Annotated in this window: 21 protein-coding genes and 1 tRNA gene; 11 read left to right on the forward strand and 11 right to left on the reverse strand. The window is 68.2% G+C overall.

What is annotated here, in order from left to right:
• Positions 1–201: 201 nt before the first annotated feature.
• From PFX90_RS01625 to PFX90_RS01660, 8 genes are all read right to left on the reverse strand, one after another.
• Complete coding sequence (locus tag PFX90_RS01625; protein WP_285709784.1) at positions 202–1,383, reverse strand: molybdopterin molybdotransferase MoeA; 1,182 nt, start codon at positions 1,381–1,383, stop codon at positions 202–204.
• The gene (gene moaC / locus PFX90_RS01630) at positions 1,380–1,811 is read right to left on the reverse strand and encodes a cyclic pyranopterin monophosphate synthase MoaC (RefSeq protein ID WP_285711224.1); all 432 of its coding nucleotides are present in this window, start codon (positions 1,809–1,811) and stop codon (positions 1,380–1,382) included. The genes PFX90_RS01625 and moaC overlap by 4 nt, the downstream gene beginning before the upstream one ends.
• Positions 1,812–2,065: 254 nt before the next feature.
• The gene (gene trpC / locus PFX90_RS01635; RefSeq protein ID WP_285709786.1) at positions 2,066–2,860 is read right to left on the reverse strand and encodes an indole-3-glycerol phosphate synthase TrpC; all 795 of its coding nucleotides are present in this window, start codon (positions 2,858–2,860) and stop codon (positions 2,066–2,068) included.
• A gap of 4 nt (positions 2,861–2,864) precedes the next feature.
• The gene (gene trpD, locus PFX90_RS01640) at positions 2,865–3,857 is read right to left on the reverse strand and encodes an anthranilate phosphoribosyltransferase (RefSeq protein WP_285709788.1); all 993 of its coding nucleotides are present in this window, start codon (positions 3,855–3,857) and stop codon (positions 2,865–2,867) included.
• Positions 3,854–4,480, reverse strand: coding sequence for an anthranilate synthase component II (locus PFX90_RS01645; protein WP_285709791.1), 627 nt, complete (start codon positions 4,478–4,480; stop codon positions 3,854–3,856). Before PFX90_RS01645 ends, trpD begins: the two co-directional genes overlap by 4 nt.
• Positions 4,477–5,328 (reverse strand): phosphodiester glycosidase family protein, encoded by an 852-nt coding sequence (locus tag PFX90_RS01650; protein ID WP_285709794.1) that lies wholly within the window; start codon positions 5,326–5,328, stop codon positions 4,477–4,479. Before PFX90_RS01650 ends, PFX90_RS01645 begins: the two co-directional genes overlap by 4 nt.
• On the reverse strand, positions 5,325–6,854 hold the full coding sequence (locus PFX90_RS01655) for an anthranilate synthase component I family protein (protein ID WP_419180072.1): 1,530 nt from the start codon (positions 6,852–6,854) through the stop codon (positions 5,325–5,327). The genes PFX90_RS01650 and PFX90_RS01655 overlap by 4 nt, the downstream gene beginning before the upstream one ends.
• Positions 6,855–6,879: 25 nt before the next feature.
• Complete coding sequence (locus PFX90_RS01660) at positions 6,880–8,820, reverse strand: peptidylprolyl isomerase (protein WP_285709797.1); 1,941 nt, start codon at positions 8,818–8,820, stop codon at positions 6,880–6,882.
• 218 nt (positions 8,821–9,038) lie between these two features.
• On the opposite strand from PFX90_RS01660, the gene tpiA reads away from it, so the two are divergent.
• The 3 genes from tpiA to PFX90_RS01675 all read left to right on the forward strand — a co-directional run bounded on the left by tpiA (position 9,039) and on the right by PFX90_RS01675 (position 12,094).
• The gene (gene tpiA / locus PFX90_RS01665) at positions 9,039–9,812 is read left to right on the forward strand and encodes a triose-phosphate isomerase (protein WP_285709799.1); all 774 of its coding nucleotides are present in this window, start codon (positions 9,039–9,041) and stop codon (positions 9,810–9,812) included.
• Between the two features lie 112 nt (positions 9,813–9,924).
• Positions 9,925–10,314, forward strand: a complete 390-nt coding sequence (gene secG / locus PFX90_RS01670) for a preprotein translocase subunit SecG (protein WP_285709801.1) — start codon at positions 9,925–9,927, stop codon at positions 10,312–10,314.
• 142 nt (positions 10,315–10,456) lie between these two features.
• On the forward strand, positions 10,457–12,094 hold the full coding sequence (locus tag PFX90_RS01675; RefSeq protein ID WP_285709803.1) for a CTP synthase: 1,638 nt from the start codon (positions 10,457–10,459) through the stop codon (positions 12,092–12,094).
• 509 nt (positions 12,095–12,603) lie between these two features.
• On the opposite strand, the gene PFX90_RS01680 is transcribed toward PFX90_RS01675, so the two are convergent.
• A complete protein-coding gene (locus tag PFX90_RS01680) occupies positions 12,604–13,086 on the reverse strand; it encodes an Hsp20 family protein (RefSeq protein ID WP_285709805.1) in 483 nt (160 codons plus the stop codon).
• A 150-nt stretch (positions 13,087–13,236) separates the two neighbouring features.
• Between PFX90_RS01680 and grxC the strand changes: the two genes are divergently transcribed.
• The 4 genes from grxC to PFX90_RS01700 all read left to right on the forward strand — a co-directional run bounded on the left by grxC (position 13,237) and on the right by PFX90_RS01700 (position 14,923).
• Entirely contained in the window at positions 13,237–13,500 is a 264-nt protein-coding gene (grxC, locus tag PFX90_RS01685) for a glutaredoxin 3 (RefSeq protein WP_285711226.1), read from the forward strand.
• Positions 13,501–13,514: 14 nt separating this feature from the next.
• Positions 13,515–14,339: a nitrilase-related carbon-nitrogen hydrolase gene (locus tag PFX90_RS01690; protein WP_285709808.1), complete on the forward strand. Its 825-nt coding sequence runs from the start codon at positions 13,515–13,517 to the stop codon at positions 14,337–14,339.
• Between the two features lie 6 nt (positions 14,340–14,345).
• The gene (locus PFX90_RS01695) at positions 14,346–14,813 is read left to right on the forward strand and encodes a DUF1178 family protein (RefSeq protein ID WP_285709811.1); all 468 of its coding nucleotides are present in this window, start codon (positions 14,346–14,348) and stop codon (positions 14,811–14,813) included.
• Positions 14,814–14,846: 33 nt separating this feature from the next.
• A tRNA-Arg gene (locus tag PFX90_RS01700) sits at positions 14,847–14,923 on the forward strand.
• Here PFX90_RS01700 and PFX90_RS01705 read toward each other — a convergent pair.
• Both PFX90_RS01705 and PFX90_RS01710 read right to left on the reverse strand, forming a co-directional pair.
• The gene (locus PFX90_RS01705) at positions 14,924–16,135 is read right to left on the reverse strand and encodes an MFS transporter (protein WP_285709813.1); all 1,212 of its coding nucleotides are present in this window, start codon (positions 16,133–16,135) and stop codon (positions 14,924–14,926) included.
• Positions 16,132–17,049 (reverse strand): haloalkane dehalogenase, encoded by a 918-nt coding sequence (locus tag PFX90_RS01710; protein ID WP_285709817.1) that lies wholly within the window; start codon positions 17,047–17,049, stop codon positions 16,132–16,134. Before PFX90_RS01710 ends, PFX90_RS01705 begins: the two co-directional genes overlap by 4 nt.
• A 144-nt stretch (positions 17,050–17,193) precedes the next feature.
• On the opposite strand from PFX90_RS01710, the gene PFX90_RS01715 reads away from it, so the two are divergent.
• The 4 genes from PFX90_RS01715 (at position 17,194) to PFX90_RS01730 (ending at position 21,390) form a co-directional block, all read left to right on the forward strand.
• Positions 17,194–18,363, forward strand: coding sequence for an acyl-CoA dehydrogenase family protein (locus PFX90_RS01715; RefSeq protein ID WP_285709819.1), 1,170 nt, complete (start codon positions 17,194–17,196; stop codon positions 18,361–18,363).
• 132 nt (positions 18,364–18,495) lie between these two features.
• Positions 18,496–18,798: an FtsB family cell division protein gene (locus tag PFX90_RS01720; RefSeq protein WP_285709821.1), complete on the forward strand. Its 303-nt coding sequence runs from the start codon at positions 18,496–18,498 to the stop codon at positions 18,796–18,798.
• 156 nt (positions 18,799–18,954) lie between these two features.
• Positions 18,955–20,022 (forward strand): pyruvate dehydrogenase (acetyl-transferring) E1 component subunit alpha, encoded by a 1,068-nt coding sequence (gene pdhA, locus PFX90_RS01725; RefSeq protein ID WP_285709824.1) that lies wholly within the window; start codon positions 18,955–18,957, stop codon positions 20,020–20,022.
• A 3-nt stretch (positions 20,023–20,025) separates the two neighbouring features.
• On the forward strand, positions 20,026–21,390 hold the full coding sequence (locus tag PFX90_RS01730; RefSeq protein WP_285709825.1) for a pyruvate dehydrogenase complex E1 component subunit beta: 1,365 nt from the start codon (positions 20,026–20,028) through the stop codon (positions 21,388–21,390).
• Positions 21,391–21,409: the final 19 nt, after the last annotated feature.

The following is a 21,409-nucleotide window of genomic DNA, read 5'->3' on the forward strand; positions in this document are numbered from 1 at the left end:
CTCCTGTGGTCGCACCCACGCCGCGCCCGACAGGGCAAAGCGTGCCAATCCCTTGCGTGCGCCAAGAGGCACCTGCCTGCTTGCTCCAGGCCCCGGTGCGTAGTCTGCACTTGCCGTTCCGCCATTAAGGTGAACGAACAAGGAACAATTAGGCAACTCATTCGCCCAAGTCAAGCGTCGCCCGCGCTGAACCCGCGCAATTCAGCCATTTCGGAGCAGGAACACCCGCACCACCTCTCCCGCCCTGGCCGCTGGCGAGCCCGCCGGCCGGTCGATCAGGGCATCGGCCGCCGCCAGCGCCGAAAGCGCCGATGAGTCCTGCGATCCGGCGAGCCGCACGCTGTCACCCTCCACCACCGCCCGCAGGAACTCGCGGCGCTTTTCGGTGGGTGGCAGGTCCTCGCCCGCGATCATGGCGACGGCGCGCGGCAGCGGGTCAAGATCACCGATCGCGGCACGCACCAGCGGCAGCGCGAAGAGGAAGGCGGTGACGAAGCTCGATACCGGATTGCCCGGCAGGCCGAGGATCACCTGCGCGCCTCTGGTGGCGACCAGCAGCGGCTTGCCCGGCTTGATCGCGACGCGCCAGAAGGCGGTCTCGGCGCCCCAGTCGGCGAGCGCGGGCTTGATGAGATCGTGATCGCCCACCGATGCGCCACCCGAGGTGACGAGGACGTCGGCGTCTTCCGCCTGCGCCAGCGCGGCGGCGAGGGCCTCGCGGTTGTCGGGCACGGGGCCGACGCGGGTCACCTCGCAGCCGAGCGGTTCGAGCATGGCGGCGATCATCGCTGCGTTGCTCGCGGGGATCTGGTGGGGGAGGCAGTCGGCGGGATCGGGGCTGAGCTCGTCGCCTGAGTCCATCACCGCCACCCGCAGGCGGCGCGGGACGGTGACTTGCCCGTGCCCCCCGGCGAGCGCCAGCGCGAGGCGGGCGGGGGTCAGGCGGGTGGAGCGCGCCAGCAGCAGGTCACCGGCGTGGAAGTCAAACCCGCGCGCGCGGATGTGGCGACCGGGCGGCGGGAGCTCGGTTGCGCTGATCCGTCCGGCATCGTCGGCGGCATCCTCCTGCAGCAGCACGCGGTCGGCACCGGGCGGCACGATCGCGCCGGTCGAGATGCGCACGCATTGCCCCGGCTCCAGCACCTCGCGATAGGGCGCGCCCGCACGGCTCTCGCCCACCAGCGTCCACGGTCCCTCGCCCCCGGCGAGCGCATAGCCGTCCATCGCCGAGAGGTCGGCGGGGGGCTGGGTGCGGGCGGCGTGGAGGTCTTCGGCGAGGAAGCGGCCGAGCGCGGCCTCGACCGGCACCGTCTCGGGCGGCAGCTGCGGCGCGAGCGCCAGCAGGCGGGCCTGTGCTTCCTCGAGACCGAGCAGCGGCTTCAAGCAGGAGCCTTCCAGTCGCCCGACTTGCCGCCGCTCTTGGCGACGAGGCGCACGCCTTCGATCACCATGCCTTTGTCGAGCGCCTTGGCCATGTCGTAGATCGTCAGCAGCGCGACCGAGACCGCGGTCATCGCCTCCATCTCCACTCCCGTCTTGCCGGTCAGCGAGGCGGTGGCGGTGACGCGGATGGCGTCTGATTCATAGGCGAAGTCGACGTTCACCGCCTCAAGCCCTAGCGGGTGGCACAGCGGGATCAGCTCGCCGGTGCGCTTGGCGGCCATGATCCCGGCGATGCGTGCGGCGGAGAGCACATCGCCCTTGGGGGCGTTGCCTGCGCGGATCGCGGCGAGCACCTCGGGGCTCATGGTGATCCGCCCGCTCGCCACCGCTCGGCGCTCGGTCGCTGCCTTGCCGCCGACATCGACCATCCGCGCTGCGCCTGTGTCGTCGAGGTGGGTGAGTCTCTCGGTCTCGCCGTTCACGCCCAAGCCTCCGAAGCTGACCGGAGGGCCGTGTTGGAGACACATGAGACACTGTCCAGGGGCGAAAAAGAGCGCCCCGTGCAGCGCGGGGGGAGAGCATGGAAAAGGGAAGGGACAGCGTGGTTCATGCGCTTACTCTTGCCCGATTTGGCGCCTGTAGGACAGAGCAGGTTTTCCCCTCGGAGCGCGCCCGGATTGCCTCACACCGCGCCCGCCAGCAGGGCGCAGGTCGCAGCCGCGACATCGTCCTGCCGCATCAGGCTTTCGCCGACGAGGAAGGTGCGCACCCCGGCGCGGGCCAGACGCTCGCAATCGGCGTGAGTGTTGATCCCGCTCTCGCCCACCAGCAGCGTGCCTTCCGGTGCGAGCGGGGCGAGCCTTTCGGTCACGGCGAGCGAGGTGGTGAAGGTTTTCAGGTCGCGGTTGTTGACCCCGATCAGTCGCGATTGCAGCACGCGCGCGGCGCGCTCCATTTCCGCCTCGTCATGCACCTCGACCAGCACGTCCATGCCGTATTGGCGCGCGGCGGCCTCGATCTCGGCCATCTGCGCGTCTTCGAGCGCGGCGACGATGATGAGGATCGCATCGGCCCCGATGGCGCGGGCTTCGAGACATTGCCACGGGTCGACCATGAAGTCCTTGCGCAGCACCGGCAGGGCGCAGGCGGCGCGGGCTTCGACGAGGTAATCCTCGTGCCCCTGGAAATAGGGCGCATCGGTCAGCACCGAAAGGCACGCCGCGCCGCCTGCCTCGTAGGCCTTGGCGTGTTCGGCGGGGCGGAAGTTGGCGCGGATCAGGCCTTTGGACGGGCTCGCCTTCTTGATCTCGGCGATGAGGGCAAAGCCTTCGGCGGCACGGGCGCGCAATGCGGCCTCGAACCCGCGAGGCGCGGTTTGCGCAGCGGCGGCGGCTTCGAGCGCGGCGATCGTGGTCGCGGGCTTGCGGGCGGCGACTTCCTCGCGCTTGGTGGCGCAGATTTCCTCGAGCTTGTTCATCGTCTCACTTCGCTAGCGCAATCCAGCGTTCGAGCAAGGCCAGCGCGGCCCCGCTGTCGAGCGCTTCGGCGGCCATCGCGGCACGCTCGGGCCAGTCGCTGCCGCGCCCGGCCACGGTCATCGCGCCAGCGGCGTTGAACAGCACCGCGTCGCGATAGGGGCCAGGGGTGCCCATCAGCAGCGCCTTCAGCGCGGCGGCGTTGTGCTTCGCGTCATCGCCCCGGATCGCTTCGATCGGCGCATGGGGGAGGCCAACCGCCGCGGCGTCGATCCGCTCCATCGTGAAGGCATTGCCGCTGACGACCGCGACCTCGTTGCCGCCCGCGAGGCTAAGCTCGTCGAGGCCCTCGTCGCCCGAGACGATCAGCGACCGGCCCGTGCCGAGCCGCGCCATCGCTCCGGCATAAATCGGGACATAGGCGGGCCGCGCGATGCCGATCAGCTGGCTCTCGACGCCTGCGGGGTTCGACAGCGGCCCCATCAGGTTGAAGATCGTGCGCTGGCCGATCCGCACCCGGATGGGCTGGATGCGCGCCATCGCGGGGTGGTGGTTCTTGGCGAAGAGGAAGCAGATGCCGATCTCGGCGAGGGTCTTTTCGGCGGTGCGCCCGGCCGCGTCCATGTCGAGGCCGAGGGCTTCCAATGTATCCGCCGCGCCCGCTTTCGAGGATGCCGCGCGGTTGCCGTGCTTGGCGACCGGCACGCCGCAGGCCGCGACCACGAGGCTGACGGCGGTCGAGACGTTCAAGGTGTGGTGCCCATCACCCCCCGTGCCGCAGACGTCGATCGCGCCTTCGGGCGAGGCGATGGGGATGAGCCGCGCGCGCAGGGCACGGGCAGCACCGGCGATCTCGTCCGCCGTCTCGCCGCGCGCGGAGAGGGCGACGAGGAAGTCGGCGATCTCCTGTTCGCTGGGCGCGCCGTCGAGCAGGACGCCGAAGGCCGCTTCGGCCTCGGCCTCGCTGAGGGGCGCGGTGATGTCGGGCAGGGCGGTCATGCGGTGGCCCGCGCGGGCAGCACCGGCTCGAGCCCGCACAGCTTCACGAAATTGGCGAGGAGGGCATGGCCATGCTCGGTGGCGATGCTCTCGGGGTGGAATTGCACCGAATGGATCGGCAAGCTCGCGTGGCGGAAGCCCATCACGCTGGGGTGATCGGCGCCGGGTGTCTCGGCATGGGCATTGGCGATAAGCTCTGCGGGCACGTTCACCACCTCGAGGCTGTGGTAGCGTGTCGCGATGAAGGGGGAGGGGAGGCCCTCGAACACCCCCGTCCCGTCATGGCTGACGGGTGAGGTCTTGCCATGCATCAGCCCGCCGCGCTGCACCGTCCCGCCGAAGTGCTGCCCGATCGCCTGGTGGCCGAGGCACACGCCCATCAGCGGCTTGCCCGCATCCGCACAGGCCGCGACCAGATCGAGGCTGATGCCCGCCTCGTTGGGCGTGCAAGGGCCGGGCGAGATCAGGAACCCGGCCGCATTGGTGCGGATCGCCTCGGCGGCGGTAAGCGCGTCGTTGCGCTCGACGCGCACCTCGGCCCCCAGCTCCATTAGGTAATGGACGAGGTTGAAGGTGAAGCTGTCGTAATTGTCGATGACCAATATCTGGGGAGTGGGGATCATTCCGGTGTCGCCTCCGCCTTCGCCTCGCGCTTCGTCACCACGATGATCGGCCCCACGCGGCCCTTGTCCATGCGGCCCCTCGCCGGGTCCCACAGCGAGGAGATCGCCCCGTCGAGATAGAGCGCGTTTTTCACCTTCAGCACATCGCGGTAATAGCGCGCGAGCTGGCCGAAGCTGACGGGGGCGTCGGAGATGACGAAATGCGCCTTGCCGCCCGCATCGACGCCGACGGCGTTGCGGATCGCCTTGGAGGGGCCGTCGTCCTGCACCTCGGGGTGCAATTTGCCATCGGCCAGAAGCAGCGGGCCCGATTGCGTGCCGAATTGCGGGCGGTCGCCGATGGTGTTGAAGAAGGTGTTGCTCCCCAGCACCTGCCATTTGGCGTCGCTGCCGAAGAACACGCCGTTTGGCTTCATGTAGAAATTGCCGTCCCCGTCTGCGCGGTTCAGCTCCTTCAGGCGCTCGCCGTTCTGGACGTAGTAGCCGATGGCCTTCAGGTCGTCGCCATACATCCCGCCATTGACGGCGAAGGCGATGGTCGCCGGATCGACGCTGGCGGCGAAGGCGGAGAGGCTGCCGAAGGGCTGCTTGTCCTTGCCGAGATTGGCCATGGCGATACGGTGCTGCGCGGGGTCGGCGATGCAGTGGGTGAGGGGGATGCTCTCAAAGGTCACGCTCTCGCAGGCCGAGGGGCCGAGGTCGGGCGCGGCGGTCTCGGTGGGCGCGGCGAGCGGCTCTTCGGCGTCCGAGCCGTCGAATTTGACCTTGACCTGCGCCTCGCCCGCCGGGGCATCGGAACAGGCGGCGAGCGCCAGCGTCAGGGCGAGGATGAGGGCAGCACGCTTCATTGGCCATACCCCGGCTCGCCCGCGACGCGCACCGCCTCGCGCGCGGCGGCGATGAGGGCGCCGGCCTTGGCGCGGCATTCGGCGAGTTCGTAATCGGGGTCCGAATCGGCGACGATCCCTGCGCCCGCCTGCACGTGTATCACCCCGTCCTTCACCACCGCGGTGCGCAGGACAATGCAGCTATCGAGGCTGCCGTCGGGCGCGAAATAGCCTACGCCGCCGGCATAGGCGCCGCGCGTCTCGGGCTCGAGTTCGGCGATGATCTGGCACGCGCGGACTTTTGGCGCGCCAGAGACCGTGCCCGCCGGGAACCCTGCGAACAGCGCATCGAGCGCGTCGCGGTCGCCTGCGAGCTGCCCGACCACATTGCTGACGATATGCATCACATGGCTGTAGCGCTCGATGGTGAAGCTGCCGGTCACCTCGACCGTGCCTGCCGCCGCCACCCGACCGACATCGTTGCGGCCGAGGTCGAGCAGCATCAGGTGCTCGGCGCGCTCCTTGGGATCGGCGAGCAGACTGGCCTCGTTGGCGATGTCCTCCTCGCGCGTCGCGCCGCGGGGGCGGGTGCCGGCGATGGGGCGGATCGTGACTTCGTCGTCACGCACCCGCACCAGAATCTCCGGCGAGGAGCCGACCAGCGCAAAGCCCGGCAGGTCGAGGAAATAGAGGAAGGGCGAGGGGTTCACCCGCCGCAGCGCGCGGTAGAGCGCGAGCGGGGGGAGGGTGAAGGGGCAGGTGAAGCGCTGGGCGAGCACCACCTGGAAGATGTCACCCGCAACGATGTATTCCTTCGCCGCCAGCGCCATCGCCTTGTAGTCATCGGGTGCGATGACCGGCGCAAGATCGGTGAGGGTGTCCGGCACGGCCTGTGCCCCGCCTGCGGGCATGGGTGCGCCGAGCTGGCTCAGCGCGGCATCGATCCGCTCGCCCGCGCGCGCGACGGCATCGGCAGGATCGGCGGCCTCCCAGATCGGGGCGATCGCGAAGATCGCGTCGGTCAGCCGGTCGAAGACGAGAATGACCGTGGGCCGCACGAACAGCATGTCGGGAAGTTCGAGCGGGCTTTGCGGGGCGCGTGGCAGGGTCTCGACGAGGCCGATGGTCTCGTAGCCGAAATAGCCCACCAGACAGGCGAGCGCCGGGGGCAGCCCCTCGGGCATGGGATCGATTCGGCAGGCATCCGCCAGCGCGCGCAGTTCGGCGAGCGCGCCGCCTGCCAGCGGCACGTAGGCCTCGGGGTCGAGTTTCCAGTCGCGGTTGATCTCGGCCGCCGCGCCTTTCGCCCGGAACACCAGATCGGGGTCGAGCCCCAGCAGGCTGTAGCGCCCGCGCACCTCGCCGCCCTCGACGCTCTCGAGCAGGAAGTCGCCGCGCCCGGGCACGATCAGCCGCCGCGCCGCGCCCACGGGCGTGTCGCTGTCGGCGATGATCCGGCGCCACACGAGGCTCGGCCGCCCGGCGGCGAGGCTGGCGATGGCGGCGGGGGCGTTCTCGGGCAGGCCGGCCGGGGGCGGGAGGGTCACGAAAGGCTCACGGGGTCTGCCGGGCTTACTGCTGCGCCGCGTCGCCGGCGAGCTGCTTGCGCACCGTCGCGATCCCCGCCTCGTTGCGGGTGACGCCCAGCTCTTTGCGCATCGCCGCGACCGCCTGCTGGCGATATTCGCTTGCGAGGCTGGCGGCGAGCTGCTGGCGGGTCTGCGCGATCAGCTGCGGCTCCTTGTCGAGCGGCAGGGTGCTGATGTCCTCGAGGTTGACGATATACCAGCCCAGATCGCGCGGGCCCTCGAGCGACTTGGTGGTGCCCTCCGCCATGCTGAACAGCAGCACCAGCGGCGGGGCGATGCGGCCGCGCTGCTGGGCGAGCAGCTGGCGGCGCTCGAGATCGATCACCTCGCGCTCGAAACCGGGCTTGTTCTCCGCGGCCAGCGCCGCCTCGAGGCTGGTGCCGGCGCGGACCTTGGCGATGATCCGGTCGGTCGCCTGCTTGGCGAGGATCGCACCCTGCGCGCGCTTCCAGCCCGCGATTGCATCGTCGCGCACCTGCGCCAGCGCGGGGGCGGCGGCCTCCTCGATCTTGGCGACCTCGAAGATCACGAACTGCCCGCCCTCGACCGGCGCGAGCTGGGGCTTGCTCTCGTCCATCTGGAAGGCGGTCTGGAGCACCTGCGCGAGCTGCGGCACGATCTGCTTGCCCGCCTCGCCGAACACCTGTCCGTTGGCGAGCAGGCTCGGCGTGGTCTCGACCGTCAGCCCGTTGGCCTTGGCGACTTCGGCGAGCGCGGTGCCGCCGTCGATCTCGTTCTCGATCTCGGCGACGCGGTCGGCGGTGGCGGCGGCTTTCTTCTCGGCAGTGAGGGCCTCGGTGATCTCGGGCGTCGCCTGGGCGAGGCTGCGCGCCGGAGTGGCCTCGATGCTGTCGAGCCGCGCGACATACCAGCCGAGCGTGCCCTGAGCCGGTTCGATCATGCCGCCCTTGGCCGCCTTGAAGGCGTTCTGTGCGAAGGCAAAGCTGGTGGCGCCCGCCATCGTCTCGCGGTCCTGCGCCTCGAGCTTGGTGGCGGTGAACCCGGCCTCGCGCGCGGCGGTCTCAATCGGGGTGCCGGAGGCGATGCGCGCGGCGAGCGACTTGGCCGCGTCCTGCGTCGGGACGACGAAGGTGGTGACGCTGCGCTTCTCGCTCGCGGCATAGAGCGCGGCATCGCGCTTGTAGCGCGCGGCGATTTCGGCCGGGGTCGGGGTCGCATTGATCTTGAGGCTGTCACCGCCGAACACCGCAAAGCGCAGCGTGCGGCGCTCTGGGCGGATGAACTGGGTGCGGTTGTCCTTGTACCACGCGGCGAGCTGCGCCTCGGAAGGGTTGGCGGTCGGCGCGAAGGCGCTGCTCGGAATCAGTGCGATGGCACCTTTGCGCTTCTCGAGCACCAGCGCGGCATATTGGCGCGCGATCTTCTCGGGCAGCTGCGGAGCGACAACCGCCGAGCGCAGCAATTGCTGCTCGATCAACCCGTCCTCGAGATCGCGGCGGAAGGTCTGGGGGGAGAGGCCCGCGTTCTGGAGCGCGGCTTCGTAGACCTTCTGGTCGAACGCACCGGTCGCGCCCTGGAAGGCGGGGATCTTGAGGATTTCGCTGTTCACCAGGTTCTCGCCCGCGCGCAGGCCGTATTTCTGCCCGTATTCGCCGACGGTGTAGCGGTCGATCAGCTGCTTGATAACCGCATCGAGCCCGCCCTGGGCGACGAATTCAGGCATCGTCAGCGTCGGATTCTGCTGGCGGATGTTCCTGAGTTCGGTGTTGGCCGAGACCTGCACCTCGCTCAGCGGAATGTCGCGCCTGCCGACCACCGCCAGCTTGTCCCCGCCCGAGACGCCGGTGAAATTGGTCGAGGACAGGTCTCCGGCAGCAAAGGCGACCGCGATCAGCGCGAGAAAGGCCAGAACCAGCGGCAGGCCGACCTTCGAGGCGAAGAAGCGGCGGAAGAACGAAATCATGTGCGTGTCGATCCCATCGGGGGTGGCCGGGTGCGCCCGGCAATGTTCGGGCCAGCGCTTTATAGGCCCTGCGACCGCGCGGCAACAGGTTCGCGATGGTTTTGACAGCCGTGCCTTCCACGGCTAGCGGACGCGGGCCCGCGGCAGTACAGCAGAACCAGAATCATAGAGCCCGGCGGGCCCAACCCTCTCAATTTGCAGGAAGTGCAGGACTTGTCATGACCCGCCGACCCTATATCGTCGGAAACTGGAAGATGCACGGCACCCGCGCAATGCTCTCCGAAGCGCGCGCGATCGACCGTGCCGCACAGCGTCACATGAAGGTCGAGGTGGCGATCGCGCCGCCTTACACGCTGATCCATCCGATCCACCGCGAGGCCGAGCAGATCGCGGTCGGCGCGCAGGATTGCCACCACGAGGATGGCGGCGCGCATACCGGCGACATCTCGGCGGCGATGGTCGCCGATGCGGGGGCGAGCTTCGTGATCCTCGGCCATTCCGAGCGCCGCACCGGCCACGCGGAAAGCGATGCCGTGGTGCGCGCCAAGACCTCCGCGGCCTTCGCGGCGGGGCTCAAGGTGATCCTGTGCTGCGGCGAGAGCGCCGAGACCCGCGAATCGGGCAAGGCGGTGGCCTTCGTCAAGAAGCAGCTCAAGGCCTCGCTCCCCCCTGCCGACCAGCTTCCCGCCGACATCGCCGAGCGGCTGACCATCGCCTATGAACCGATCTGGGCGATCGGCACCGGCACGGCCGCCACCACCGACGACATCGCCGAGATGCACGGGGTGATCCGCGCGCTGCTGATCGAGCTGTTCGGGGCCGAGCAGGGCGCGGAGGTGCGCATTCTCTACGGCGGCTCGGTCAAGCCCGACAACGCGGCGGCGATCTTCGCCGTGCCGCACGTGGGCGGGGCGCTGGTCGGGGGCGCGAGCCTCACCGCCGACAGCTTCATGGGCATCGCGCTCGCCGCCAGCGAGCCGTTCGATAACTAGTCCGCGCAGCTCGCCCCGCGGGGCGGGCTTGCCGCGCGGCCTCCTCACGCCTACATGGCGGCCAACATTTGCAACCGGGTGACCCGCTCGCCCCCGCTTCGAGACGCTTTTCATGTCCCTGTTCATCTTCCTCACCGTGATCCAGGCCCTGGTGGCCGCCGCGCTGGTCGGCGTGGTGCTGATGCAGCGCTCCGAAGGGGGCGGGCTCGGCATCGGTTCGAGCCCGGGCGGCGCTTTCGGCGCGCGCGGGGCAGCGGACTTCCTGACCCGCACCACCAAGTGGCTTGCGGTCGCCTTCGTGACGCTCTCGATCCTGCTCGCCGCGCTCGCCGCGCGCGAGAACAGTGCCGGGACGGTCACCTCGACCCTCGATCGCAACGCGCCGGGCGCCGCGGCTCCGGCCAAGCCCGATCTGCTCGCCGATCCGGTCGTGCCCGCACCGGCCGCTCCTGCCTCGCAGGCGCCCGCCGAGCCCGCGCCTGCCGCACCCGCCAAGCAGTAATCCCGCCCCGGCAACCCCAGGCCTCGCGCCCCTTGCGGCGCGCGCTTTCGTGTTGCCAATCGCCCAGCCTGTGGATGGCGCCCTCAAGCGGGGCGCAATTCGCTTGCCCCGAATCCCTCCTGACGCTTAAGGCCCAACTCCCATGGCGCGGTTCATTTTCATCACCGGCGGCGTGGTCTCCTCGCTCGGCAAAGGTCTCATGGCAGCCTCTCTGGCGGCCCTCCTGCAGGCACGCGGCTACAAGGTCCGCATCCGCAAGTTCGACCCCTATCTGAACGTCGATCCGGGCACGATGAGCCCCTATCAGCACGGCGAGGTCTATGTGACCGACGACGGGGCCGAGACCGATCTCGACCTCGGGCACTACGAACGCTTCACCGGCGTTTCGGCGAGCCAGGCCGACAACATCACCTCGGGCCGGATCTATCGCGACATCATCGCCCGCGAACGCCGCGGCGACTATCTCGGCGCGACGGTGCAGGTGATCCCGCACGTCACCGACGCGATCAAGGAATTCGCGCTCGCCGACCAGGGCGATAACGACTTCATCCTGTGCGAGATCGGCGGGACGGTCGGTGACATCGAATCGCTGCCCTTCATGGAAGCGATCCGCCAGCTCAGGAACGAGCTCGAGCCGTTCCAGACCGTCAGCGTCCACGTCACGCTGGTGCCTTACATCAAGGCCGCGGGCGAGCTGAAGACCAAGCCCACCCAGCACTCGGTGCGCGAGCTCGCCGCGCTAGGGATCAAGCCCGACATCCTGCTGTGCCGCGCCGAACACCCGATCCCGGAGAGCGATCGCCGCAAGATCGCGCAGTTCTGCAACGTGCGCGCCGAGGCGGTGATTCCGGCGCTGGATGCGCCTTCGATCTACTCGGTGCCCGAGCAGTATCATGCCGAAGGGCTCGACCGCGAAGTGCTGCGCGCCTTCGGCATCACCGACGCGCCGGCGCCCGACCTCTCGGCATGGAAGGACGTGACCGAGCGGCACTTCAACCCCGAAGGCGAAGTCACCATCGCGGTGGTCGGCAAATATGTCGGCCTCCCCGATGCCTACAAGAGCCTCAACGAAGCGCTGGTCCACGGCGGGCTCGCCAACCGCGTCAAGGTCAACATCCGCTGGATCGACGCCGAAATCTTCGAAGGCGACGACGACAGCCAGATCATCGCCCAATTGGAGCCGATGCACGGCATCCTCGTCCCCGGCGGCTTTGGCGAGCGCGGGAGCGAGGGCAAGATCGCCAGCGTTCGCTTCGCCCGCACCCGCAACGTCCCCTTCTTCGGCATCTGCCTCGGCATGCAGATGGCCTGCATCGAGGGCGCGCGCGCGGCGGGGATAGCCGAAGCCTCCTCGACCGAGTTCGGCCCCACGTCAGAGCCCGTGGTCGGCATCATCACCGAATGGATGAGCAAGGAAGGCATCCAGCAGCGCGAGGAGGGCGGGGACCTCGGCGGGACGATGCGTCTGGGTGCCTATCCGGCCAAGCTCAGCCCCAACAGCCACACCTCGCAGATCTATGGCGGCGCCGAGCTGATCTCCGAGCGCCACCGCCACCGCTACGAGGTCAACAGCGCCTATATCGAGCCGCTCGAGAAGCAGGGCCTGATCTTCTCCGGCATGAGCCCCGACGGGCTGCTGCCCGAGATCGTCGAGCGGCCGGACCATCCGTGGTTCGTGGGCGTTCAGTTCCACCCCGAGCTGAAGTCGCGGCCCTTCGATCCGCACCCGCTGTTCGCCGGCTTCATCGCCGCCGCGCTCGAGCAGTCGCGCCTCGTCTGACACACCGGCGACTCGCGCGCTGCACGCCCGTGGCGGTGCCGCGGGCGCGCAGGCGCTTGCGCTTTTTTGCTCCCTGCCTGCGACCCCCTGTCACTTTTCACAGGTCATCCGGCCGCGTCCCGAGCGTCGCCTCACGGGGTGCGAGGGAGGTTCAAATCTCCTTTGCAATCCTTTGTTTCCCAACACGGACTTGACGTGTCGTTTCCATACAAGTTTTGCAGATAGGCCTTGCGCAACATTGCCATTCCGCATTAGACGCGGGGCTGGTTTTCACGGTTTTCTAGGAACTCGCGCGTTAGTTGACGCCGATGGCCGCATCGCATGGGCGAAAGCCCCGGGCAGGTCATTTGAACGGTGGCGATGCCGCGCAAGTTCTGCGATAACAGCTTGGCTGATTTTGTCCGTCTTCTGCGACCCGGACGGATAGGATCAGCCGAGGCGACGCAAGTCGCGGGGGCGGATCGCAAGATCCGCCCCCTTTGATTCTACGGTCTGTATTCGGAAGCGCCTCAGGCGGCGCTGGCGGTGTCTTCGCCTTCGCCCGTCGGCACGGCGGTGAGCGTCGGCGTGGTGCCACCGATCGCGATCTTGCGCGGCTTCATCGCATCGGGAACCTCGCGCACCAGATCGATGATCAGCAGGCCGTCAGCCAGGTCGGCTCGCTCGACACGCACGAAATCGGCGAGCTCGAACCGGCGCTCGAAGCCGCGGTTGGCGATGCCAACGTGAATAAGCTCGCCCGCGTCCTCGACCTCCTCGCGCTTCTTGCCCTGCACGACCAGCAAGTTCTGCTGCGCGGTGATGTCGATATCACCGGCGCGGAAGCCCGCCACGGCGAGCGTGATGCGATAATTGTCCTCGCCCCGGCGCGAGATGTTGAAGGGGGGGTAGTTGTCGCCGGCATTGAGGCGCGCCTGGTTCTCGAGCAGGTCGAACAACCGGTCGAAGCCCACGGTGGAGCGGCGGTAGGGAGTGAAATCGAAACGCGACATATTGGCAAATCCTCGTGATGAGCGATTCAACGTCTGACGCGGGCCTGCCGGATGCAGCACCCGCCTTGCCGCAGGGCGTTTCCCGAGACTGGCGAAACGCGGCGACTGTGCTTATCTGGTTTTGACGCAGACGCTTTCAAGAGGGACATGATGGCCGCCCCGCAAATCGACATTTATACAAAATTCGCCTGCCCCTTCTGCGTGCGCGCCAAGCGCCTGCTGTCCGAGAAGGGCGCGGTCTTCACCGAGCATGACATCACGCTGGGCGGCCCCAAGCGCGAGGAAATGCTCGCCCGTGCGCCGAACGCGATGACGGTGCCGCAGATCTTCATCGGCGAGACCCACGTGGGCGGGAGCGACGATCTCGCCGCGCTCGAGGCGGCGGGCAAGCTCGACGCGCTGTTGGCAGGATAGGGGCTGCCGGGCCGATGCCGAAGATCGCCATCCTCCAGATGACCTCGGGGATCGATCCTGAGGCGAATTTCACGGCGATTGCCGAAGCCGCGCGCGCGGCGGCAGGGGAGGGGGCAGCGATGCTCTTCACCCCCGAAATGTCGCTGCTGCTCGATCGCAACCGGGCGCGCGCGGCCCCGCATATCGTGGCGCAGGGCGAATCGCCCTTCGTGCCGCGCTTCGCCGCGCTGGCGGCCGAGACCGGCGTCACCATAGCGCTCGGCTCGATGGCGGTGGCGCACGAGGCGGGAGAGAAGAGCGCCAACCGCTCGATGGTCTTTGGGCCCGGCGCACCCGCGCCGATCACCTACGACAAGATCCACATGTTCGACGTCGATCTCGCCACCGGCGAAAGCTGGCGCGAGAGCAATGCCTATGAGGCGGGGCGCGCGGTGGTGACAGTTGAGGGCACGCCGGTCGGCCGTCTGGGGCTGGCGGTGTGCTACGACATGCGCTTCCCCGCGCTGTGGCGCGCGCTGGGCGACCGCGCCTGCGATTGCCTCGCCGTGCCCGCCGCCTTCACCCGGCCCACCGGCGCGGCGCACTGGCACGTGATGCTGCGCGCCCGCGCGATCGAGGCGCAGGCTTTCGTCGTCGCCGCTGCGCAAGTTGGCGTGCACGAGGACGGGCGCGAGACCTATGGCCACAGCCTCGTGGTCGATCCGTGGGGCGAGGTGCTGCTCGACATGGGCGGGGAGGAGGCGGGCCTTGCCTTCTGCGACATCGACCTTGCCCGCATCGCCGCCGTGCGCGCGCAGGTTCCGGCTCTTGCCAACCGCCGGGAAATCGCCACATCCTGATCTGACATGATCGTCTTTGACCTTGCTTGCACGGAAGGCCACCGTTTCGAAGGGTGGTTCGGCTCCTCGGGTGACTTCGAGGACCAGCGCGCGCGTGGGCTCCTGTGCTGCCCGTCCTGCGGGACGTCCGAGGTGACCAAGGCCCCGATGGCCCCGGCCGTGCCCGCCAAGGGCAACCAGCGGCAGGAGGTGCTCCCGCCCGAGGCGTCCCGGCCGATGGCCAATACCCCGATGCCGGCCGAGGTGCAGAAGGCGCTCGCCGCGCTCGCCAAGGCGCAGGCCGAGGCGCTCAAGCACTCCACATGGGTCGGCGACAAGTTCGCCGAGGAAACGCGCAAGATGCACTATGGCGAGCGCGACGAGGCCCCGATCCACGGGCAGGCCAGCCTCGCCGAAGCCAAGGCGCTGATCGAGGAGGGCGTGCCCGTCGCGCCACTACCGTTCCCCGTCGCGCCGCCCGAGAAACTCAATTGATTGGTCACGTCCGGCTGCTATTGGAAGCGGCGGGACCCCGTAGCTCAGCCGGATAGAGCACCAGATTCCTAATCTGGGGGCCGCGCGTTCGAATCGCGCCGGGGTCACCATCACTCCGCTTGTGCGAGCCTCTGCCAGCGCCGCTCGGCATGGAGCGAGAGAGCCACCACAATACAGCTCGTCGCCAGCAGCAGCGCGCAGGTTGCACCCCAGCCGCCAATGTCGAACACCGCCGTCCCCGCCGCGCTGCCGACCGCGCCGCCGACGAACATCGTCACGATGTAGCTGGTGGTGAGCCGCGTGCGGATTTCGGGGGCGAGGGTGAAGAGCGTCATGCGCCCGGTCACGTCCACTGTCGGGCCGACCAGATTGGTGATGAACAGCGGCACCGCGATGCTCCAGATGCTGAAGCCGAGGGGATAAAACAGCGCGATTCCCGCCAGCTGCACCAGCGCCGCCGCGATCCGCGCACGCCGGGGGCCGACCCGGTCCGCCCAGCGCCCGAGCCGCGGGGTGGTGAAGACGCTCACCGCCGCGATCCCTGCGAGGTAGCCGACATCATCGGTGCCGTAGCCCATCGCCGGGCCGGTGAGGTGCAGTGCCAGCGCGAGCCAGCTCGCCGTGAAGATCGCGAAGTTCAGCCCCTGGATCGCGGCCGAGATCCGCATGTCGGGATGCCGCGCGGCGAGGGTGAAGACCGAGGCTATCAGCGCGCCGTAACTCGCAGGTGGTTGCTTGGGGGCACCGGCTTCGCTCTTCATCGCGACCGGCAGGAAGGCGGTCACCGCGACCATCAGCGCGAGCGCGCAGACGTAGACCGTGTGCCAGTCGGCCCGCGCGGCGATGATCCCGGCGCTCACGCGCGCGACGAGGATGCCGAAGATCACCGCCGCGGTCAGCTGCGCCGTCACCGCTCCCAGCCGCTCGGGAGCGACGCGTTTGGAGGCGAAGGCGGGGATCAGATAGGGCGCGATGGTGAAGAAGCCGAGCAGGGTCGATGCGGCAGTGAAGGCGACGAAGCCGGGCGCAAGCACCATGCCCGCAAGGCACAGCGTCTGCCCCGCCACGAAGACGAGGCACAGCGTCCGGTTGGGGTAGAAATCCCCCAGCGGCAGCAGCAGCAGGATGCCGAGCGCCAGCGCCAGCTGGTTCAGCGCCGGCACCAGCCCGATCTCCGCCTCGCCGACCCCGAACCCGCGGGCGACCTCGCCGATGATCGGGTGGATGTAATAGGCGTTCGCCGTCACCACCGCGATGGTGAGCGCCAGCGCCCGCTCCTGCGTGCGGGTGAGGTAGGCGGGGGCGGGCGGGGTTTGGGTCAAGGCAGGAAACCGGCCTTCCGCGCCATGTCGATCACGCCCTGCGAGAGCGCCTCGGGGTGGTCTTCCTGGCTGAAATGCCCGCACTTCGCGAGCATCGCATGAGGCTGGCCCTCGGCGCCCCTGATCCGCCCGGTGAGCAGCGGCGCGGCGCGGCCGAGGACCGGATCATCCTCGCCGAACAGGGTGAGGAAGGGCTTGTCGAAACCGGCGAGCCCCTCCCACGCGGCGATGTTGTCGGCGACGCCGTCCTTGTCGTCCTCGATCGGCACCAGCTGCGGAAAGGCGCGCGCGCCCGCCTTGCTGGCCTCGTCGGGGAAGGGGGCGTCATAGGCGACGATCTCTTCGGGGGAGAGCCCGCTCTGGCAGCCGCGATGCATGATGCCCCCGATGCGGAATTCGGGCGAGGAGCGGGCGAACTCACGCCACGCGAGGAAGCCTTCCGACGCCTTGCCGCCGCCGGTGGGGAGGAAGGTGTTGCTGGCGACCACGAAGGCGAAGCGCTTGGGCTCCTGCCCGACGATCCTGAGGCCGAGCAATCCGCCCCAGTCCTGGCAGAACAGCCCGGCCACTTCTGGCACCACAGCGTTGCGCCACTGCTTGAGCCAGTCGACGTGGCGCGCATAGGTGTAGAAGCCCTGCGCGTCCGGCTTGTCGCTCTTGCCGAAGCCGATGAGGTCGGGCGCAAGGCAGCGGAAGCCTGCCGCCACCAGCAGTGGGATCATCTTGCGGTAGAGGTAGGACCACGAAGGCTCGCCGTGGAACAGCAGCAGCGGGGGCGCGTCCTTCGGCCCCTCGTCGAGATAATGCATCCGCGCGGTCAGCCTCTCGCCGAGGTCTATGGTCAGCCAGTTCTCCGCGAAGGGATAGTCGGGCAGGCTCTCGAAACGGGCGGGGTTGTGGGCGATGATCTGCATGGGCGCTCTCCCTCTTGCGGTTAGTCGGTAGCAGATCGAAACCGGATTGCCAGAGCAAGCGTCTTTCGCGAAAGCACCCAAATTCGTGAGGTGGACTTGAGGGGTGCGAGCGGGCAATCCCCGGCGCCACAAGGAGACTGACCCGTGCCGCAATCCGCCCATGAACCCGAGGAACTCGCCGAAATCCGCCGCGCGGTGCGTGCGCTGTGCGAGGGTTTTCCGGGGGAATACTGGCGCGCGAAGGATGCTGTACGCGAATACCCGGCAGAGTTCGTCGACGCGCTGACCAAGGCGGGCTTTCTCGCCGCGCTGATCCCGACCGAGCACGGCGGCAGCGGCCTCAGCCTCGAGGCGGCCTGTGTGATCATGGAGGAAATCCAGGCAAGCGGGTGCAACGGTTCGTCCGCCCACGCGCAGATGTACATCATGAATACCCTGCTGCGTTACGGTTCGCCCGAGCAGAAGGCGGCCTATCTGCCGCGCATCGCCAGCGGCGAGTTGCGCTTGCAGGCCTTCGGGGTGAGCGAGCCCACCAGCGGCACCGACACCTTGAGTCTCAAGACCCGCGCCGTGCGCGACGGCGACCACTATGTCATCAACGGCCAGAAGATCTGGACCAGCCGCGCCGAACATTCCGACCTCATGCTGCTCCTTGCCCGCACCACCCCGCGCGAGGAAGCGGCGAGCAAGACCGAGGGGCTCTCGATCTTCCTCGTCGACATGCAGGCGGCACTCCAGAGCGGCATGACGGTCAAGCCGATCCGCACGATGATGAACCACTCGTCCTGCGAGGTGTTCTTCGACGATCTGCGCATCCCGGCATCCGCGCTGGTGGGCGAGGAGGGGAAGGGCTTCCGCTACATTCTCTCAGGGATGAACGCCGAGCGCATCCTGATCGCCGCCGAATGCATCGGCGATGCAAAGTGGTTCATCGAAAAGGCGACCGGCTACGCGAAGGACCGGAGTGTCTTCGCCCGGCCCATCGGCCAGAATCAGGGCGTCCAGTTCCCGATCGCGCGCTGCTATGCCCAGATGCGCGCCGCCGAGCTCATGGTCCACCACGCCGCGCGGGTCTATGACGAGGGCGGCAATCCGGGGGAGGAGGCCAACATGGCCAAGCTCCTTGCCTCCGAAGCCAGCTGGGCGGCGGCCGACATGTGCGTCCAGACCTTCGGCGGTTTCGGCTTTGCCGAGGAATACGACGTCGAGCGCAAGTTCCGCGAGGCGCGGCTCTACACGGTCGCGCCGATCTCGACCAACCTCATCCTCTCCTACCTCGCCGAGCACGTGCTGGGCCTGCCCCGGTCTTACTGAAATCGCGACGATGCTCACCGGTTTATTGCGCATTGCAGCGCATTCCCCTTGCGGCGCGGGGCCAAGTGTGATTCTGTGAACCTGACGTTGCGCGCGGGATTGCGCAGCGAGGGGGACTCGGGTTTTTCCGACATGCGCAAACCGGTGAAGGAAAGCAGGCTGAAGCGGGTCGTGGCGCTGGTCGCGCTGCTGCTGATCGGAGGCTTTGCCGTCGCCGGCCCGACTGGGCTGCTGGCATGGAGCGAGAACGCCTCCGCACTCGAAGCCCGCAAGGCCGAGATCGCCAAGCTTACCGAAAAGCGCGATGGCCTGCGCAACCGCGTGATGCTGCTCGATCCCGACGCGGCCGATCCCGATCTCGCCAGCGAACTGGTGCGCGACCAGCTCGGCGTGATGCGCGAGGACGAGGTCGTGATCACGCTCGACGACGAGTAAGCGCGCCGCAATTTGCCGATTGCCCTGATTTCGTATGCGCGTGCGATTTTCTGCAACGCCTTGCCGTTGCGTCACCCCCGCTAGCCTGCCTATAGAGCAAGGCATTGGACGGCGTTTCTCCTCCCCATGAGCGCGCCACAGTGAGGGATACTGGTCTTGGCGAAAAAGCCCGCAAAAGGGTCCGCAACTGCTGCGGACGATGCCGATTTCATTCTGCATTCGCTGCAGGAGGCCTTCGAGGCGAACAAGCGCTACGCCGCTTCCGAAGCCGAGATGCTCGAATTCTACCGCCAGATGCTGCTCATCCGCCGTTTCGAGGAAAAGGCGGGGCAGCTTTATGGTCTCGGCCTGATCGGCGGGTTCTGCCACCTCTATATCGGGCAGGAAGCGGTCGCGATCGGCTTGCAGTCGGCGCTCGACAATGACCGCGACAGCGTCATCACCGGCTACCGCGACCACGGCCACATGCTCGCCTACGGGATCGATCCCAAGGTGATCATGGCCGAGCTGACCGGCCGCGAGGCCGGGATCTCGAAGGGCAAGGGCGGGTCGATGCACATGTTCTCGACCGAGCACAAATTCTACGGCGGGCACGGCATCGTCGGCGCGCAGGTGGCGCTGGGCGGTGGCCTTGCGCTCGCGCACCAGTACAACGAGGACGGCGGGCTGTGCCTTGCCTATTTCGGCGACGGCGCGGCCAACCAGGGCCAGGTCTACGAGACCTTCAACATGGCCGCCCTGTGGAAGCTGCCGATCGTCTTCGTGATCGAGAACAACGGCTATGCGATGGGCACGGCCGTGCGGCGCGGCTCGGCCGAGACCGAGTTCTACCGCCGCGGCACCGCCTTCCGCATCCCCGGCATGAAGGTCAACGGCATGGACGTGCTCGAAGTGCGCGCCGCCGCCGAAGTCGCTTTCGCCCATGTCCGCGCCGGCAAGGGACCGGTGCTGATGGAGTGCAACACCTACCGCTACCGCGGCCATTCCATGTCCGACCCCGCCAAGTACCGCACCCGCGAGGAAGTGCAGGAACAGCGCGATCACCATGACCCGATCGAAGGTCTGAAGAAGACCCTGATCGCAGGCGGCAAGACCGAGGAGGATCTGAAGGCGATCGACAAGGCGATCCGCGCCGATGTCGCTGCCGCAGCCGATTTCGCCGAAACCTCGCCCGAACCGGCGCCGGGCGAACTCTACACCGATGTTCTCGTGGAGGAGTATTGAGCCATGGGGATCGAACTGAAGATGCCGGCCCTCTCGCCGACGATGGAGCAGGGCACGCTCGCCAAGTGGCTGAAGCAGGAAGGCGACCGGATCGAACCGGGCGACATCATCGCCGAGATCGAGACCGACAAGGCGACGATGGAGTTCGAGGCGATCGATGAAGGCGTGCTCGAGAAGATCCTTGTGCCTGCCGGGACCGAGGACGTGGCCGTCGGCGCGGTGATCGCGCTGATCGCGGGGGAAGGGGAGGCGGCTGCGCCTTCGCCCGCTCCTGCTGCCGAGCCTGCTCCTGCGGCGACGCCCGCTCCGGCCCCGGCACCCAAGGCCGAGAAGCCCGCTGCGGCTGCCCCTGCCGCCGATCCGGCCATTCCCGCCGGCACCCAGCTCGTCAGCATCACCGTGCGCGAGGCGCTGCGCGATGCGATGGCCGAGGAAATGCGCCGCGACCGCCGCGTCTTCGTGATGGGTGAGGAAGTCGCCGAGTATCAGGGCGCCTACAAGGTCACGCAGGGCCTGCTCGACGAGTTCGGGCCGAAGCGCGTCATCGACACGCCGATCACCGAATACGGCTTTGCCGGCATCGGCACCGGCGCGGCGATGGGGGGCCTGCGTCCGATCGTCGAGTTCATGACCTTCAACTTCGCGATGCAGGCGATCGACCACATCATCAACTCGGCCGCCAAGACCAATTACATGTCGGGCGGCCAGATGCGCTGCCCGATCGTCTTCCGCGGGCCCAACGGCGCGGCGAGCCGCGTCGGTGCGCAGCACTCGCAGAACTACGGGCCGTGGTATGCCAGCGTGCCCGGCCTGATCGTCATCGCGCCCTATGATGCGGCCGATGCCAAGGGCCTGATGAAGGCCGCGATCCGCTGCGAGGATCCGGTCGTGTTCCTCGAGAACGAGCTTGTCTATGGCCGCAGCTTCGACGTGCCCGATGTCGAGGATTATGTCCTGCCGATCGGCAAGGCGCGGGTTGTGCGCGAGGGCAAGGACGTCACCATCGTCACCTACTCGATCGGCGTCGGCCTCGCGCTCGAAGCGGCGAACACGCTGGCGGGCGAGGGGATCGATGCCGAGGTGATCGACCTTCGCACCCTGCGCCCGCTCGACAAGGACACCGTCCTGAAGAGCCTCGCCAAGACCAACCGGCTGATCGTGGCCGAAGAGGGCTGGCCGGTCTGCTCGATCGCGTCCGAGATCGTCGCGATCTGCATGGAGGAGGGCTTCGACCACCTCGATGCGCCGGTGCTGCGGGTGTGCAACGAGGACGTGCCGCTGCCCTATGCCGCCAATCTCGAAAGGCTCGCGCTGATCGATGCCGCGCGCATCGCCGAGGGCGCGCGCAAGGTGTGCTACAAGAAGTAGGGCGGCGTCCGGCGCCGCC

This window comes from Erythrobacter oryzae (assembly GCF_030271515.1).
GTDB classification, from domain to species: Bacteria; Pseudomonadota; Alphaproteobacteria; order Sphingomonadales; family Sphingomonadaceae; genus Erythrobacter; species Erythrobacter oryzae.

Coding starts and splice junctions, on each gene's coding strand:
- moaC (WP_285711224.1), bottom strand. CDS start 1,811: ATGGTCGATGTCGGCGGCAAGGCAGCGACCGAGCGCCGAGCGGTGGCG.
- grxC (WP_285711226.1), top strand. CDS start 13,237: ATGGCCGCCCCGCAAATCGACATTTATACAAAATTCGCCTGCCCCTTC.
- secG (WP_285709801.1), top strand. CDS start 9,925: ATGTCCCTGTTCATCTTCCTCACCGTGATCCAGGCCCTGGTGGCCGCC.
- PFX90_RS01650 (WP_285709794.1), bottom strand. CDS start 5,328: ATGAAGCGTGCTGCCCTCATCCTCGCCCTGACGCTGGCGCTCGCCGCC.
- PFX90_RS01675 (WP_285709803.1), top strand. CDS start 10,457: ATGGCGCGGTTCATTTTCATCACCGGCGGCGTGGTCTCCTCGCTCGGC.
- PFX90_RS01680 (WP_285709805.1), bottom strand. CDS start 13,086: ATGTCGCGTTTCGATTTCACTCCCTACCGCCGCTCCACCGTGGGCTTC.
- PFX90_RS01695 (WP_285709811.1), top strand. CDS start 14,346: ATGATCGTCTTTGACCTTGCTTGCACGGAAGGCCACCGTTTCGAAGGG.
- PFX90_RS01720 (WP_285709821.1), top strand. CDS start 18,496: ATGCGCAAACCGGTGAAGGAAAGCAGGCTGAAGCGGGTCGTGGCGCTG.
- PFX90_RS01730 (WP_285709825.1), top strand. CDS start 20,026: ATGGGGATCGAACTGAAGATGCCGGCCCTCTCGCCGACGATGGAGCAG.
- PFX90_RS01660 (WP_285709797.1), bottom strand. CDS start 8,820: ATGATTTCGTTCTTCCGCCGCTTCTTCGCCTCGAAGGTCGGCCTGCCG.
- trpD (WP_285709788.1), bottom strand. CDS start 3,857: ATGACCGCCCTGCCCGACATCACCGCGCCCCTCAGCGAGGCCGAGGCC.
- trpC (WP_285709786.1), bottom strand. CDS start 2,860: ATGAACAAGCTCGAGGAAATCTGCGCCACCAAGCGCGAGGAAGTCGCC.
- PFX90_RS01690 (WP_285709808.1), top strand. CDS start 13,515: ATGCCGAAGATCGCCATCCTCCAGATGACCTCGGGGATCGATCCTGAG.
- tpiA (WP_285709799.1), top strand. CDS start 9,039: ATGACCCGCCGACCCTATATCGTCGGAAACTGGAAGATGCACGGCACC.
- PFX90_RS01710 (WP_285709817.1), bottom strand. CDS start 17,049: ATGCAGATCATCGCCCACAACCCCGCCCGTTTCGAGAGCCTGCCCGAC.
- PFX90_RS01645 (WP_285709791.1), bottom strand. CDS start 4,480: ATGATCCCCACTCCCCAGATATTGGTCATCGACAATTACGACAGCTTC.